The organism is Aestuariibaculum sp. M13 (assembly GCF_024723255.1).
In the GTDB taxonomy this organism is placed as follows: Bacteria; Bacteroidota; Bacteroidia; order Flavobacteriales; family Flavobacteriaceae; genus Aestuariibaculum; species Aestuariibaculum lutulentum.
The window spans coordinates 142983-159909 of sequence record NZ_JANIAC010000005.1 but is presented as its reverse complement, the minus strand read 5'-3'; the positions used below and the strand labels follow the sequence as shown (position 1 = coordinate 159909).

Here is a 16927-nt window from a genome sequence, read left to right as displayed (position 1 = left end):
GCTTAATAATTTCTATTAACACTAAAACTTAGGAAAATGAAAACATTAATCAACAACTTAAAGAAAGTAATGGCTCTTGTCATTGTATTTAGCTTTTGCTCTTGCAGTACTAATGATGACTTATCCAATGCATCAACAAGTACTAACAGCTCCTTAAAAACCAGTTCGGATAAATTCAATGTCTTTAAAGGTCCGGAAGTACAATACCTTAATGGCAAAGCCCGCTCCTGGATTAGTATTAACAAAGAAGGATTTCCACTGGAATTAGCAATTGAATTCACACCTGATGTCTTGGTAGATTTACCAATACCTACAGACGGAGAAATGGTAATGCCTGAAAATAATATCTTGCCAGGAACGCTTGTTGAAGATGGTGCCACAGTTTTACCTTTACACAGCAAAGCCAAAGAAGTAACCCCTTTTGAACATATTGGTTTAAACTTTCAGCCCATGGGTCATGATCCCGGATTTAACGTTCCTCATTTCGATTTACACTTTTATGCCATTACTTTGGAAGAACGTTTAGCAATCCCAACCTACGATCAAAATAATCAAGATATTGTTGATGCCTTCAATCTTTTTCCTGATCCAACAAAAATGCCAAACGATTATGTAAAACCGCCATTAATTCAAGCCTCGTATCCTAATATGGGTAAACACTGGCTTCCAATTTCCTGGTTTATAGGAAGCAATACATTTACTCACATTATGGTTTATGGGTCTTATGCTCAAAAAAACACGTTTACTGAACCCATGATAACCGTTGATTATTTATTATCAGGAGAAGAGTTTAGTGGCACTTACTCCCAACCGCTTACCTTTGAAGAACCCGGAAATAACTACCCGACAAAATACAACATCTATCACGATGAATTAAATGGCAACATATACATTACGCTGAGCGATTTTGTTACCAGATAATTTTAAAGGATAACTCTTAAACAAATAAAAAGGGAGCATTTAATCATGTTCCCCTTTTTATTTGCTTTAATCTAACTCACTGGAAATTTTAAAGAAACTCTGTCTGATTCCGACAGTTTATTAGATAACCATGTTCTATCGGTTCCGCATCGCCAAAGCCATTCTAAAGGCCCGTATTTAAACTTGCTAAACCACCATTGAGCAAACAACATTTGCATTATAAAAAACAGTAGCCCTAAACCAAGAGCAACAGTTCCCGACAATTTTAACAGTAATCCTAAACCATATCCGTAAAACACAAATAAACCAAATACCGATTGAAACACATAAGTCGTCAAACCCATTTTCCCAACTGGTATTAAATATTTTATAAATTTTGAAATGAAATTCGATTTATAAGCCAAAAGCAACAAACCTATATAAAATAAGGGCATAAAAATATTTGAAGCGTCCTTAGATATCCCTCCTAAAAACTGTACAAACTCTGAATAATTAGACCTCGAAAAATGAAAATTAATCCAAACTAAAGGCATCCCTATACTAAAGGATACTAAAATCAATCTCTTCAAAGGAATGTGTGCCAACCTCTCGTGCCACTTTCTTCTTCCTACCCAAAGCCCAAGAAGAAACAATCCGGGAACAATCCACATTCGTCCACTGGATTTCAAATAATTATACTTATTAATAAAACCTGCAGTACTATTAGATATTAATAACTTCTTATACTCCCCCTCAAGAACCAAATCAAAATAACTGTTTGCTAACTCTAATTTGGTCTTTCCGCCTGTATTTTGTGGTGCTGCCTCTGTCTTCTGAAAAAACAAAGCACTCCCTTTTTGCAAAACAGCAGGCCCATTAAGAGCTAAAAACAGTCCTGCCACAAAAATTATTTTCGTTGGGATTTTTCTAAAAAGAATTAAAATTATTCCAAAAACAGCATAGACTGTTAAAAAGTCTCCTCGATAGTGAATGTGATGCACGTAACCGATAACAAAAAGCAACACCAAACGCCATGCAAACTTCCTAGAGCTCGCATCTTTTTTCCCATCTAAAATTAAATAAAAACTAAGTCCGAAAAGCATTGAAAAAATGGCATAAAACTTCCCGACAAAGAAATTCCTAACCATAAAACGGCTTAATTCGTCAACAGGGAAAAACATGTTAAAACCATTATATTGAGGAGGCACTAAACTCGCCAGATACCCCTGAAACATATGCGTCATAATGATGCCAAATAAAGCAAAACCTCTTAATGCATCTATTTCCCTTATTCGTTTCATTATCCTAAAAATCTTGTTTTACATTTTTAAAACAAAATTATCATTTTATCACTCCCGTCTTTTTAAAATCAGTTGAATTAAATCGAAAAATTCAAATTCAACAACAAGTTTATCTGAAGTTAGCTCCCTTATATAAACGCCCGGAGTAGAGTTATCCATAAATATAGAATCGCCTTCAACTTTCCAGCTATGCACTATATCTGAATCTATATACAGGGAATCCTTTGTAAATTTTGCCACATGCAAAATTTTAGAATCCGGGTCTATTAATTTTCCGGTTTTAATTTCTATTTGCGAAACAATATCCCAGGTTCCTAAAAAATCTTTCTTCTTGTGGCCTTGTTCGCAACCTACAACCAAGAACACCGTAAGTATAAAAATTAACTGTTTCATTTCCTCATGATTTAAAATCAACTAATTTTTCAAAAAATTGATTGAACAATTTACGAAATTAAAACAGTCTTTAATATTATTTATATTTAGTTATTAGACTTAATCAATCCGATATTTCTATTACCTCGTATTGCCATAAATCTGAACTTTTATAGCTTTTAAGAATATTAGGTGATTTAATTGCTCCCTTAATTAAAAAAGGAGAAGGTGTCATTGTAAGTAAAGCAACTGGTATTAGAAGTAAAGCAGAAGCATCTCCTCCAGAAAATGCTAAAATTGCCAACTCAATACCTCCAATCAAAAACCCTGCTCCCAGATAATAAAGTGATCCATTTATTAAAACAGACATCACCAAAGGGTGCTTTTTTATTCTTTCTATTTGGCTAAGCTTTATTTCTCTGTTCTTGATGTAAATGGTTTCATCGTCAATTATTTTAAACCTTCCGGTTAATTTTTCTCCATCAAAGGTTTTAATACGAATCCTTTTATTTTCCTTAATAAGGATACTTTTAGATATTTGCTCATTATAAATATTGAGCCCATTTTCTTGAGCAATCAGGCTATTAAAAATAACTATATTGAAAATTAACAACATAAATTTTAACATGACAACGATGATTTAATTGTTAGTATAATTACTTAAAAGTTTATCAATAACAACATTATAGAACATAAAACTAGTTTAGTTGCCGTTTCTAAATCCGGTTTAAACCAAATTCCACTTTCCCCATTAAAAGCAATAGCTCCTAACGAGATACCATCTTCTATTAATTCATAAAAAAGTGCATCTTGATGAATCTTCCCTTCTTGATTTATATTGTAGTTACTATCCAAATTTGATGGTATCACTTTTATTGTTCGATCACCCTCTGTAAGGCTACCTATTTCAAAGAAAATTGAAGGGTTCTTGGGTTTAACTAAACTGATATTCCACTTTTTTAAATTTTCCAGATTAGTAATTATAGTTCCTTCAATCATTTTAGGACCAATAGAATCTATTAAGTGTTCTTCAGTATCAACCTCTAATCCAGTTTTTAAAATTCTCAAAGCGTTATTTTCTAAATAGTGTGTTTTTACAGAATAGACATATTCTTGTGTCGATTTTGCTTCTATTTTAACCGTATTATTATTTAAATCCGTTAAACTAATTGAGATCTTTTGCTTTTTTAAAGCATCAGAATCTGGAGCATTTTCCTTTATTTTGGCTACTCCATAATTAGGTATTTTAATTTTATATGAATTAAACAAATATGCTTTAGGATAGACAAGATCTAATTTTTCAGAATTACTTGGGAGCGGTTCAAAAACGCTTGTAGTATTCTGTGCCAATACCGATGTTGCTATCAAAAAAATAATACCAAACCATATTGTTTTAAAAAAAGAAAACATTTTCATATTAACATATTGTTTTATGTATTCATGTTATTTACATAGTTCATAAACTCCTCTTTATACTTTTGGCCAATTGGAATTTTGTTATCACCTATACTTATTTGATTTCCACTAATACTTGACATTTTTTTAAAATTAATGGCAAATGATTTATGAGTTCTGATAAACATCTTCTTTGGAAGTGAATCTAAAACAGATGAAAAGGTTGCATTGGTTAATATATACTTATCATCCAAATGTACTTTTACATAGTCTCCCAAAGCTTCTATGAAGAATATTTTTTTTGAAAACACCTTATATAGTGTCTTGTTTGATTTAATTAGCAAATAATGATCTTCTTCCAGAGCTTTATCATTGGTGTATTTCTTTTCTATTACTTTATTTACAGCGGTAAAAAACCGTTCAAATGAAAAAGGTTTAAGTAAATAATCAAGAGCGTTAACCTCAAATCCTTCAACAGCATATTGCGGGTATGCAGTAGTAAAAATAACATCCGGAGGATTGTGAAGCGATTTATAAAACGTTAACCCTGTAACCTTGGGCATATTAACATCTAGAAAAAGCAAATCAATATTATTGTTTTGCTTTAAAAACTCAAGAGCTTCAAATGTATTTCTGCAAACCCCTTTAAGTTCTAAAAAGTCAATTTTTTCAATAAAGTTTATAAGAACCGTTTGGGAAGAAGGTTCATCATCTATTATTAGGCAATTTATTGTCATGATTAAATAATTTTAAGATTACCTTAAATGAGTCCTTGCTTTTTTCTACTATAAAATTATGAGATTTGCAATATATAATCTCCAGATTCTTTTTAACATTCTCTAATCCCACTCCCGAATAACCATTATCTTGCAAATTATTTTCAGAAACATTGTTTTCAATTTCAAAAATAAATTCGTTGTCATTTTGTGTAAGGCTTATGTGGATATAAGGAAGTTTTGTAGAGCTAGCATTACTATGCTTAAAACTATTCTCTATAAGTGGTAACAATAACATAGGGTAAATTTGATAATTCTCATCTTCTACATTATGACTAAAAATGATGTCTTTGTTTTTTTGATGCCTAAACTGCTGAAATTCAATATAATTTTTTAAAAATGAAACCTCATTTTTAAGAGTTACTAATTTGGAGTCTGAATCATAAATTACATACCTCAAAATATCAGAAAGCTGAACAATGGCATCTTTCGTTTCTATCTTTTTTTCAATAGCTAAAGCATAAATTACATTTAAAGAATTGAATAAAAAATGAGGATTTATCTGGGAACGCAACAATAATAACTCAGCTTGAATTTGTTGATTTTTTAACTTTAGTTCTTCATTTTCCTTCTTATTAAAATAGAACCAATCTACAGAAAGCTTAATTAATGTAGTACCCACTAAAAAGACACTAAAAATAGAGATGAGTTTCACACCTGAATGGTAGGAAATAAAATAGTAATCAGGAAAGAGATAATCAATAAGATAAGTATAGAACCAAATATTTAATTGAGTAAACACCAAAAGGTTAGCCATAAACAACAAGCCGTACACCAGATATCTTTCCTGCTTTAAAAAGCGGGGTAACAAAAAATAAAGATTAATAAGTACAGGAATAATTATAGTAGCTAAAAAACTGCTGGTATAGATATAATCTATTTTATGAGGAACACCATTTCGTGAAAAAGATTTCAAAAGAATCACAAAAGAAACAGCCCATAAAACCAAATTAAAAATAATGGGTTTATGGTTAACTATTTTTAATGTATTAATGGATGTCATAAATGCTTTCTAGTTTAAATTAATGCCCTTCAATTTTTCTTCTCCATTAATAAGTTTTTTAATGTACTGAAATGATTTTTCACCGCTTTCTGTTCTTTCCAAGTTATAAGCAACATCGGTTTTCCATTTCTCTTTTTCCTTGGAGTCCATAAATTTTGCTATAAATTTCTGCAATTCTTCAGGTGATGCCGTTAGCAAATAATTAGAATCGTATTTTTCGTGTTTAATATTGATTTTGTGGTTATCAATTAAATCATTCATTTTTTCAGACGAAAACCACCTAATTGAGACACTGTTATTATTTAAAATATCAAACTTTACCAGAGAATGTGTTGCAATTTGATGATAACAATAAAGGTCTACACAACAATCACAACTTGAAGTAAAAGGTATAAAGTCTAAAAAAAACTGATTTTTTATTTTAAATGGCATTGCAAAAAAAATAGCCACTCCTTTCTTTTGTTTACTAATAACAAAGTACCCTTCCTTTAGTTTGTTATAATCTTCTATCTCTCTGGGAGAAGGTAGTACGGTATCGTGTTTTCTTTCTTCTTCCCAATAATCTTTAATCGAAGCTATAATCCATTCATTATTAGAATCCTTGTCGTCCTTCCAGATACCCAAAAAACTTTTTTCAAATGCAAGAGTCTCTTTAGTGTAAAATGGATATAAAGACTTTACTATACATGAATTTAGCATAAGTACTGTAATTGCAAAAATGAAAAAGTAACGTGTTTTCATGATTTCTCTGGTTTAAAATTCTAAGTTGAAATTACACCAATAGTTTTCATCTTTATAATTATTTCGTTGAACAAGGCACTTAGTAAGTCAAACACTTATAGACTAACGGATCACTTTATAACAATTTAGGCAAAAAAATCATTACTTTACACTTATTCATTATCGTTATTTAACTCATCAATACGCTTATATATTTTTCTATATTTTGACGTGCTTCCAAAATTAATTACCGGCACCATAAATCCAGGATAAAACACACCTCCCGACCGAAATTCGGATGTTTCAAATAGCAAATTATAATCTACATTCAATGCTAAACGATTTCTTTTTTGATTAATTCCACCCAAAATATAAGGAATGCCAATAATTTTAAAATTTCTGTGTTTTATATATACAAAGCCATCATCCTTCAATCTATATCTAATGCTATTTTTTCTAATAATAAGATCATCTTCGATATAATCTATTTCAATACGTTTGGGATTTAAAATTTTTAAAGAAAACGTATGTGCTTTTTCTGAATCCAATTTTAAACGCCTCACCAACAAACCATTATTAATTTCATGAAATAGTGTAGGATATTTATTTAAGTCCTCTTTACTAACAGACTTATGAAGAATACTATCATTATAGTAGGCAGTATTAAAATGCTTCATACAATAATTCCCTTCTAACAAGCTTATATTACTCCTATTGATATAAGAAATTGATGGGAATTCATTTTTAGGGAAACTGGCACAGCTCATTACTAAGCTTAACAGAATTAGAGAGCCAAATAATATTTTAAAATTGTCTTTATTCATTTTCTTATTTGCTTGACAATCTGAAAAACCCTTCAGTATTATTAACTTTGATTTTTTCGAGAACAAGAAGGTAAGTACCTTATTCTATTCGCTGAAATACCTTCTCATATTTCATTTTTTCTCCTGGATTTACCAGTACAAACAATAATCCTCCAGTAACGACTTCAGAAGTCTCAAACAACAAATCATTTTCCTTATTGAGGGTTATTCTACTTCTTTTCTTTGTGACCCCACCAAACAAATACGGAATACCTACAACTTCAGAATTTGTACTTATTAAATAGATATAACCATCATTTTTAAATTTGTACTTAATCGTGTTTCCGAAAAAAAGACTATCGTTTTCGTAATAATCTATTTTTAAGTTCTTACTGTCTATTAATTTCAATGTAAACGAATAAGTTTTTAGGGAATCTACCTTGAGTTCGTTTTCTTTAAAAACCTGAAAATTAATTTCATCAAAAAAAGTAGGATAATGTCCCCGATCTGCACTTGAAAAATTAAAAGCTGATTTCCAAATAGTTGAAGTATCTTTTGTTCCTCCTGAATACTTTTCGATTAATTCATATCTCCCATTTAGGTTACTGATGTTCTCAGAATTGAGGTTGCTTACCGGTGTCTTTTTTTTAGGAAATGATGCGCATCCGAAAACAATCACCATAAGCAACAAATAAAAATACAGTCTATTTAAGCTTAATTTTTTCATTGTTCCGGAAATTTAAATTGAGAGCCCTAATGTTAGTATAGCCCTTATCATAAGATATAAAGTTAACACTATCAATTAATCTTATGTCATTTTATTTATGCTTTACTGTATATTATATGCAACGCCAACAAACAAACCATGTAATTTTATTTTAGCATCATAATAATTGTCCTCTGCCAAATTAGATAGTCCCACACTATACCTTGCCTCCAGATCAAATTTGTTCCATATATTGTATGAAAGCCCGAAATCAATTCCGAAATTGAATGATTTTTCATCCTCTCCTGCATCCTGCAAAAATGTAAAACTAGGTCCGGCTAATATGTTAAACTTATCTGAGACAGCGAATTTAGCTAAAAGGGGAAATTGGAGTTGATCTAAATCCTTCACATAAATGTAGTTAATCTCAGATCTAATTTTCAGATTTTCTAAAACTTTTAATTCACCATAAGCTCCTAAATAAAATCCTGTTTCATTATCACTTATAGAAATACCATCAAAATCAGCTTTAGCTGTTGCGAAATTCGCCCCTACTCTTACACCAAAGTTTTGAGCATTCATATTCATTATAAATGTCAAAAGAACTAATGTTGAAATAATTGTTTTCATAATTGGTCATTTAATGTTTGTAGTGTAAATGAAAAATAAAACGAAAAGAACTTCAATATTTTTCGTTCAACATGGTGAATTGGATGTCAAACAATTGAAATAAAAACTCTTAATTACTTTATATGCTAAAGGAAAAAATTATAATGAAAAATCTTATATAGCATTTTATCCTTTTTGAAGTTTATTTATGGGAGAGATAAAATCACATTGCAATTACAAACTGGATATCGTTCGTAATTATTTTACCGGTTACTCAAAAATTACTTTACATTCTAAAAAGTTTTTAAAATTCATTAATTTCAGCAGCATTCCTATTCAATAAAGGCTATATATTTTTTTGTTTAGACAGAGTCGTTATTTAATTCCTATTAGAGTTTTTAGACTTCTTATAATGTTTTATCATCTTACCAAAGTCTTTATCCTTTTTGCGTTTTTCGGCTACTGTCGATTCAAAATGTTCTTTTTCTCTTTCCATTTTTAGATAGTTTTCAAAAAACGATTCCTCTATTTCTCCTTTTTCTATGGCCGATATTACAGCACAGCCCTGCTCTGTAGTATGCGTACAATCTGAAAATTTACAATGTTGTGTTAATTCGTATATTTTTTCGAATGTGCTTTCTAATCCGCCTGAAGCATCTGTTATTCCAACCTCTCGCATTCCCGGATTATCAATAAGTATCGCTCCGTTTATTAAAGGTATTAGCTCTCGGTGTGTGGTAACATGTTTACCTCTGTCTATACGTTCACTAATACTTCCTGTTTTCATCAAATATGCTCCACTCAAACTATTTATAAGCGAAGATTTACCTACGCCAGACGACCCTAAAAGACAGTAGGTTTTACCCTTATAAATCAGTTTTTTCAGGTCATCCATCCCCATTTGGGTTTTATTACTCACAGCAACAATAGAAACATTTTTAATCCTATTGTTTATTTCATCAAGTAAGACATTTACCTTCTGCACATCTGTCAGGTCTGTTTTTGTAACAACGATTATTGGTTTGATTTTCGAAGCGTAACATAAGGTTAAATAACGCTCCAACCTGTTGATATTAAAATCTCTGTTTACCGACTGTATAATTAATCCATAATCGACATTACTGGCTATTAATTGCGCTTCTCCATATTTACCTATGGCTTGACGTTCTAAAACAGAAAAACGAGGCAAAACAGCATGAATTAACCCTTTACCTTCATCATATTCCGAAATAGCAACGCAATCTCCAACAACAGGTAAATCATTTCTACTTGTAGCCGTATATCTTAAATTCCCTATAAGTTCACAGTCCAGAGTTTTCGCATCGGTGACTACCACATACCGATCTTTATGCTCCTGCGCTACCCTGCCCACATCAAACGCTCCGAGATTATGCTGTTGTCTATAATCTTCTAAGGTTTTATTATATCCTAAATCTTCCAGAGTCATATTAAAATATATTACATTAATCTCAATTTTTCACCTGTCTTTTAAACGATATCCTGAGCACATGTAGTGTTTCCTTCTTTACATTTACTTTTTATGAATATAATGCAACGAACTTTTTCTAAAAAGAAGATAAGGGAAGCTTATGCCAATTGCTAAAACACAAAGTATAAATATGGCTTTTATCCCATTTGAATACGTATGCGACAGTAATTTAATAAATTCATGTTCAGTAATTTCCCTGCTATCAGCCAATTTTACAAATCCAATCATCATGCGGTATAAAAAAATGCCAGGCACCATTGGAATAATTGAAGGAATAGCAATGGTTAAAGGTGGTCTTTTTATATAACGTGCCAAATAATAGCTTAAAAAGCCAACACTTGTCGCTCCAAAAAACGAGGTAATAATGACGTTAATACCAAAAAGCATCAGTCCAACTTTAATAAAAATACCGGTTATACCAATAAAAAATATGGTAACCAGTGATGAAGATTGTGTATTAAACAGAATGGCGTAACCTATAGCGGCAACCCCTCCTGCCAAAGCTTTCAATATTAAGAGCACATAATCCATATTTATAAATCGAAAATTACAATTGAACAAATCATTCCTATGGCAATCATAAATGAAATACCTAAACCGTTAATTAAACGAATTATCCCATTTAACAGATTTCCATCAATGAAATCGATAAACGAATTAATTAAAGGAACCCCGGGAATAAGAAATAAAACCGAGGTTGCAAACGCGTGTTCAAGGTCTGCTTCCGGGAAAAAACACCTGAAAGCACCAGCTATAAAGGTCGCTGTAAATGCTCCTAAGAAAACACATAAATATGGATTTAAATGAATTCGTGTGGTTTCCTGCTTAACAAAAAGCCCTAAAAAAGTAGCTATAAAACAAACCGACATTGAAAAAAGACTCCCTTCAGCAAGGAAGCAAAAACCAGCACCAGCCAGTGACACCGCATTCATAACAATAAACCGATGATAATGAGGTGCATTTTCAAGTTTATCAAGTTCCTTTATAATATTAACTAATTGCCATTTAGAGTTTTTAATATTCAAACTCATCAAACTAATCCCCGAAACAATCTTAAAATTAACCCCAACAGATGCGGTTCGTTTTACACTGTTAAAAACAGGTTCTTCCTGTTGGTTTAATAAGGTTAAAATAATCGCTCTGTGAGTAATCAGGGCATTTGCATTCATATCATAAGCGCGTGCAATACGCTCTAAAATGATTCTAATCCGAGCAGTACAAGCTCCCGAACTTTGTAACATGGAACCGATTCGCAGCAAAATCATTCCTATGTCCTGAATTTCATTTTCCTTGTCTGCCATTTTCCTAAAGCTTTTGCAGGTTACCTATATGTTCTTGATATATAAAAAATCAGAATAAAACTGCTTGACTGATGTATAGCAAATAGGGTTCTTGTTACTATTCTACAATCAAATCCAGGATTATCAGATTACAAACTAAGATACTACAATTGCCCCACACTTTCTATAGAAAAAAGTAAACAAAACTTATACATTTTTAGCTTTAAACTCTTAAATCTTTACTGTATTGATTTCTGAATAGTTTTAGGAATATAATTTTTAGTTTTCTTATTCAGCACAGTAAATTTCCATCCGCTTTTCTCTTCTATTGCATAAATTGGGAAAACGTTCACAATTGTGATTGTCCATTTTTCTTTATCTAGTTTAACATTTTCTTCCCCATATTCTTTTACTAGTGATAAATAAGCCATTTGACTTGCAAAATCCGCTCCTCCTTTATCCTTAAATTCACTGAAATTCACTGTGGTTTCCTGTGGTAAGTTAATACGTGCATATTTAACTTTGTTTAAAGTAATCAAAGTGTCAATTTCAAATATATTATCCATTTTTATGTTTACATTCATTGTACTGGATGACACTTCTTTTAGTTGACTCAAAAATTCTCTACGAGAAATCGAGTCAAATGTAAATTCAGGAAAATATTCAACCATTTTTTCAAAGTTAGATTCATTATTTACCTTTATAAAATTCTTTATTTCAAAGAATAATTTCTCATCTTTTTCTTGAGAAAACATAACAGATAAATTAGTTAGAAATATTAATGTCAGAATAGTTTTTTTCATGGCTTAAAGCTAACGTGTTTTATATGATTTGTACAGACTTTTCCAACTGAAAATGTTCTCCTGGCTCTAAAGATAATTTATTGCAAAGGATTCCATTTAAGTAATCCGACGGGAATGAATTACACCCTGTTGGCAGTAGTCGTATTTTTATTCAATTATTTTTTCAAGTTTATTGTCAGTTAAATTCTGAACATTTCTTGTTATTCGTTCTATATCCCAATTCCACCATTGAATTTCCAACAGTTTTTTAATTTTTTCTCCTGTTACAATATTTTTATCATGTTGAGCGAATGTAAACTGAATAGCAAAAAGAATAATATAAAAGGTTATTGATAGAAGTTTCATAGTTGGTGTTATTGTCTGGTCTTGAAAATATAGCAACATATTAAACCTGTTAATATTAAGCTTTTTCAATTGTTTACCCCTCATTTAGTTTAAAATCATTTTGGCTTTGTAATTCTGAAAAAACATCCAAATGCTGACTCTTTTCGTAACTTAAATATATAAACAACTATTGTTTAAAGCCTACTTTAACAATAATAAATATATAAAAAGGATGAATTTAAAATTTTTAAAACTAGCATTATTAACTCTAATATTCACTTTTGGAACAAGCTGCAGTAAAAAACTTTATATATTTCACCCTAATCCAAATAAAGCGCACGCTCCGGGTCAAGTAAAGAAATATACAGGTAGCAAATCAGCTAAACCATACGCCCCTGGACAACAAAAGAAAAAACATAATTAAAATAATTTGTTCAGGTTACTTAACTACCTTGTTTACAATACCGAAATATGTCAATAGGTTAAAGCAAGTTTTAAACAGGTAATTTAATTTCAAAATAGCATGTCTGTTAGATTTTGAAGAACTGTACTAGTTCTTTTCATAGGAGCCATTGTTGCCATTTCGTTTTGTTATATTTTTCTTTGTTATATTCGCTTCTATATTTTTTAGGTATTAGTAACAATTGAAAAAAATTATTTATGAGTAGAAATCCATTTGTTGATTTTTGATTCTAATAGTTCTAAAGGAATACTACCAGTTTCTAAAACTTGATCGTGAAATTCTCTAATATCGAAATTATCACCTAATTCTTTTGAAGCCTTATCACGTAATTCTCTAATTTTTAACTGTCCAATTTTATAAGACAATGCTTGCCCTGGATTAGCCATATAACGTTCAATTTCTGAAATAATACTCGCTTCACTTTCTGCTTCATTATCTAAGGAATATTGAATTGATTTTTCACGACTCCATCCTTTTGCATGCATACCTGTATCTACAACCAAACGAATAGCACGATGCATTTCCATTCCTAACATTCCAAAATACTGATAAGGATCTGTGTATAAGCCTAATTCTTTACCTAAATTTTCAGTATATAAAGCCCAACCTTCTCTGTATGCGCTATGCCGTATTGTTTTTCTAAAATCTGGTAAACTTTCATTTTCTTGCGTTAATGAAATTTGATAGTGATGTCCTGGAATAGCTTCGTGTAAGAATAAAGCTTCATCTGAAAAAACATTGTATTTAGAAGCATCTGGAATAGGAGCATAGAATACTCCAGGACGAGTCCCGTCTAATGAACCAGGATTATATTCTGCACTAGCAGAAGCTTCTCTAAATTTTTCAGTTTGCTTAACCACGAAAGGAGTTCTTGGTTTGTTACCAAATAGCTTTTCTAATTGCGGTTTCATTTTTTTATGAATAGCATTAAAATTGTCAATGATTTGCTGAGGTTCGGTATATGGCATTAATTCCTTATTGTTTCTAACAAAATTAAAGAATGCTTTTAAGTCTCCTTCAAAGCCAACTTCCTTTTTTATTTTTTCCATTTCTGCTAAAATACGAGCAACCTCTTTTAATCCTAACTCATGGATTTCATCCGCGGTCATATTTGTAGTAGTATAGTTTTTAATAGCATGCTGGTAATATTCTTTTCCCTGGGGAACTCCATCAATACCACTATCCTCCCTACCTGCGGCTAAATAATCAGTCTTTAAAAACTCGTATATAGACTTAAATGAAGGAATTAATTTATCATTCAATATAGTGGTGTAACCTTTCGTTAGTCTTTCTTTATCTTCATTTGAAAAATCAGCAGGGAAGTTTTTGATGGGAGAGTAGAAAAGATGATTTTCTAATTCTGTATTCGCTAATACTTCAAATTGAGGAATCACTTTTTTGATTAATGATTTTGGAAGAATATACCCCTCCTTAATTCCTTGGTTCATACGAATCTTAGCAGATTTTAGCCAAGAATTATATTGTTCTAATCTACTTAACCAGTTATCATAGTCTTTAATTGTTTCAAAAGGCTGTGCACTACTTCCGCTAGCAAATTGTCCCATAGTTAAATTTACACTCCACATTTGGTCAATGGGCATTAGCAAATCATTTTTATAACTTGCTTGTGCTAAGGCCATGTCGCAGTCCCAATCTAAAACAGCTTTACTCATTTGTTGACTTTCTGTCAAGTCATCATCTTTAAATTGAGCAAGTTTAGCTTTATAATCTTTAAAAAATGCATTGCTTTTTTGTACATATTCATCCGACAAAAAATTTGGAAACTGGTCATTATAACGATTGTCACCAGCAAAGGTTGCATTCAATGGGACTAATTTTAATTTACCCTCGTTATAGTCTTTTAACAGCTGGTTAAAAATTATATTTTCTTTTGAAGTTTCCATAGATGTTTCTTTTTCTTTTTTACAAGAAGTATTAAACATCATAAGTATTGAAATTGCTAAAATTATTTTTCTCATAATTGTTTTGTTGTCTTCGTTCAATGAATGGTAACTATTTATACAACCGTCAGTTATCTGTTTGGTTTATCTTGTTTTTGGTTTAGTAATTTTATAAAAAAATTCTTTTCATTTAAAGAAAACTATTTGCTTAATGCTTTTAAAATGCGTTCTTCATTTATAACAATGTCTCTGAATAATACATGAGGAAACGCGTTGTATTTTGAGGTTTTGAATGCTTCAGCTATGTTAGATAGCGTAGAGGCAGTAATGAGAGATAAGTTCATTTCTGTATCCATTTCGCAATCGGTAACAAAGTCATCGCTAAACTCTGGAGCAATAAGAAGAATTTTTATAATTCTCAAATCATTGTTAAGAGCCAAACTTTGATAAGATTTTAATTGCCTAGAGACTGAACTGAACTTATTATAACCTCGTTCTTTACTGGTTTTACATTCTACAATTATAATTTCGTTGTTGCCTAAATTTAAAAGAATATCCATCATATCCTTTTTAGTGTTTAGTTTGGTTTTAAAGGTGTCATCTACATTAAAACCTATACCTTTGAATATGGTTTTGGTTAAATCTTCAAACTTTAAGCCTAATTCACTTTCTTTTATGGTAATTCCATTTTCTTTTAAAGCATTTAAATTCCTGTAAGCCACATTTTCATAGTTTTCTAAATACAGGTTTTCTACATCCTTATAATGTTCAAGTATATTTAGGATATCGTCGCCACGTTGTTTAACACCATTATCTTTTATGAACTTGGTTAAGTCTGGTTTTTCTATCAGGTCTAATATGTCACGAGGCTTAATATTATAGTCTAGTAAAAAGTCTGCTTTTAATACAAATTCGTCTTGTAGTTCAAATTGTTCTCGTATTTGTTTATTTAATTTAGGAAGCGAAGTGTTCAATTCACTAAGTAACTTGTCGAAACCATCTAGTGATATACCTACCTTTTCATCACGTTCAACATTTTCAAAATGTTCGATAAGGCTACTTATTTTATCCTCAAGTGTACTGCCTTTTAGGTTATTAATGTTTAGTCCCTTCTCACAAAGTTCATTTAAAGTTTTTTTCTTTTCGGTGAGTGTGCTTTCTTGTTTGTAAATGTCATTAAGGAGCAAGCCGGTAAAAGATATTCCTTCTTTAATAATCTCTTCAATTTTTTGAGAGTAAGTTAGTTTTCTGTCGATGTTGTGGTCTCGGGCAATTTGATTAATTACAGGTTCCCTTAATAATTTGAGAGTTCTTCTGAAGAATTTTTCAGCGACTTCCTTTTTACGAATTTTACGTAAAATTCTAACCATTTCGTCAGCTACATAAATGGTGTTTTCTTTATTAGAATAAAAAATGACACCAATGTTTTTGAGTCCCTTTATAACTTCATGAATATCGAGCTTATGTATGGGGAGAATAGAGTAGTTTATCAACTTCACTTCTTCTTGAGATAAGCCTAACTGTCTAGATAGGGTTAATATAATAGATAATTCGTCAGCCGATACTTTGGCATCTCTATTATTGTCAACATCATTGTGATAAGCTGTATGTAAACAAGCCTTATATATACGATAATCTCGCTTTCTGTTAGGGTTTAAATCTGATTTATCATTTTCAAAATCGGCATTAAGTCCTTTAATCTTGGCTTTTAAATTCTTTATTTCGGTTTCGTATAATCTGGAAAACCAATCCTGCTTCATAATACAGTTGCCGTCGCGTATAATAATGTCAATTAAGATGTCTAATTGTGACGATATTTCCTGAAACTCACATTTTATATGCTCTTGAAACTCGTGAGAGGTTAATGCAAAAATAGTAGCTATGTTTTGATTGTCAACCGACTTTAAACCTTTATCAGACGAACTTAGAATTTTATTAATCTCTTTAAGATGCTTTGGGTTTTTAGATATAATGTTATCAATAATTTTTATAAAAGCATTTTTCTCAATAGAGCCTAGTTTATCGAGTATCTTTTCTAATTTCATAAGGTTGGTTTTTAGTTAGGTATTTGTAAGTTAGTAA

At 30.9% G+C, this 16927-nt stretch carries 18 protein-coding genes; 1 reads left to right on the top strand and 17 read right to left on the bottom strand.

What is annotated here, in order from left to right; genetic code table 11:
* The first annotated feature begins 36 nt into the window (after positions 1-36).
* Positions 37-921: a hypothetical protein gene (locus tag NO995_RS16125; protein ID WP_258228394.1), complete on the top strand. Its 885-nt coding sequence runs from the start codon at positions 37-39 to the stop codon at positions 919-921.
* Between the two features lie 71 nt (positions 922-992).
* On the opposite strand, the gene NO995_RS16120 is transcribed toward NO995_RS16125, so the two are convergent.
* The 17 genes from NO995_RS16120 to NO995_RS16040 form a co-directional block, all read right to left on the bottom strand.
* Positions 993-2201, bottom strand: coding sequence for a DUF418 domain-containing protein (locus NO995_RS16120; protein ID WP_258228393.1), 1209 nt, complete (start codon positions 2199-2201; stop codon positions 993-995).
* Between the two features lie 48 nt (positions 2202-2249).
* Positions 2250-2594, bottom strand: a complete 345-nt coding sequence (locus NO995_RS16115) for a hypothetical protein (RefSeq protein WP_240573286.1) — start codon at positions 2592-2594, stop codon at positions 2250-2252.
* A gap of 103 nt (positions 2595-2697) precedes the next feature.
* The gene (locus tag NO995_RS16110; RefSeq protein ID WP_258228392.1) at positions 2698-3201 is read right to left on the bottom strand and encodes a hypothetical protein; all 504 of its coding nucleotides are present in this window, start codon (positions 3199-3201) and stop codon (positions 2698-2700) included.
* A 32-nt stretch (positions 3202-3233) separates the two neighbouring features.
* Entirely contained in the window at positions 3234-3989 is a 756-nt protein-coding gene (locus NO995_RS16105; protein WP_258228391.1) for a hypothetical protein, read from the bottom strand.
* 14 nt (positions 3990-4003) lie between these two features.
* A complete protein-coding gene (locus NO995_RS16100; RefSeq protein ID WP_258228390.1) occupies positions 4004-4705 on the bottom strand; it encodes a LytTR family DNA-binding domain-containing protein in 702 nt (233 codons plus the stop codon).
* The gene (locus tag NO995_RS16095; RefSeq protein WP_258228389.1) at positions 4677-5747 is read right to left on the bottom strand and encodes a sensor histidine kinase; all 1071 of its coding nucleotides are present in this window, start codon (positions 5745-5747) and stop codon (positions 4677-4679) included. The genes NO995_RS16100 and NO995_RS16095 overlap by 29 nt, the downstream gene beginning before the upstream one ends.
* Positions 5748-5756: 9 nt before the next feature.
* Positions 5757-6488, bottom strand: coding sequence for a hypothetical protein (locus NO995_RS16090; RefSeq protein ID WP_258228388.1), 732 nt, complete (start codon positions 6486-6488; stop codon positions 5757-5759).
* Positions 6489-6640: 152 nt separating this feature from the next.
* Positions 6641-7291, bottom strand: coding sequence for a hypothetical protein (locus NO995_RS16085; RefSeq protein ID WP_258228387.1), 651 nt, complete (start codon positions 7289-7291; stop codon positions 6641-6643).
* A gap of 79 nt (positions 7292-7370) precedes the next feature.
* Positions 7371-7997, bottom strand: a complete 627-nt coding sequence (locus tag NO995_RS16080; protein ID WP_258228386.1) for a hypothetical protein — start codon at positions 7995-7997, stop codon at positions 7371-7373.
* A 102-nt stretch (positions 7998-8099) separates the two neighbouring features.
* Positions 8100-8606, bottom strand: a complete 507-nt coding sequence (locus tag NO995_RS16075) for a porin family protein (protein WP_258228385.1) — start codon at positions 8604-8606, stop codon at positions 8100-8102.
* 358 nt (positions 8607-8964) lie between these two features.
* On the bottom strand, positions 8965-10032 hold the full coding sequence (gene rsgA, locus NO995_RS16070; RefSeq protein ID WP_258228384.1) for a ribosome small subunit-dependent GTPase A: 1068 nt from the start codon (positions 10030-10032) through the stop codon (positions 8965-8967).
* Positions 10033-10116: 84 nt separating this feature from the next.
* Entirely contained in the window at positions 10117-10596 is a 480-nt protein-coding gene (locus tag NO995_RS16065) for a threonine/serine exporter family protein (protein WP_258228383.1), read from the bottom strand.
* An 11-nt stretch (positions 10597-10607) separates the two neighbouring features.
* Positions 10608-11375, bottom strand: a complete 768-nt coding sequence (locus NO995_RS16060; RefSeq protein ID WP_258228382.1) for a threonine/serine exporter ThrE family protein — start codon at positions 11373-11375, stop codon at positions 10608-10610.
* Positions 11376-11593: 218 nt separating this feature from the next.
* A complete protein-coding gene (locus NO995_RS16055; protein ID WP_258228381.1) occupies positions 11594-12157 on the bottom strand; it encodes a hypothetical protein in 564 nt (187 codons plus the stop codon).
* Between the two features lie 147 nt (positions 12158-12304).
* On the bottom strand, positions 12305-12502 hold the full coding sequence (locus tag NO995_RS16050) for a hypothetical protein (RefSeq protein ID WP_258228380.1): 198 nt from the start codon (positions 12500-12502) through the stop codon (positions 12305-12307).
* 633 nt (positions 12503-13135) lie between these two features.
* Positions 13136-14923, bottom strand: coding sequence for a DUF885 family protein (locus NO995_RS16045; protein WP_258228379.1), 1788 nt, complete (start codon positions 14921-14923; stop codon positions 13136-13138).
* Positions 14924-15045: 122 nt separating this feature from the next.
* Positions 15046-16890: a hypothetical protein gene (locus NO995_RS16040; protein WP_258228378.1), complete on the bottom strand. Its 1845-nt coding sequence runs from the start codon at positions 16888-16890 to the stop codon at positions 15046-15048.
* Positions 16891-16927: the final 37 nt, after the last annotated feature.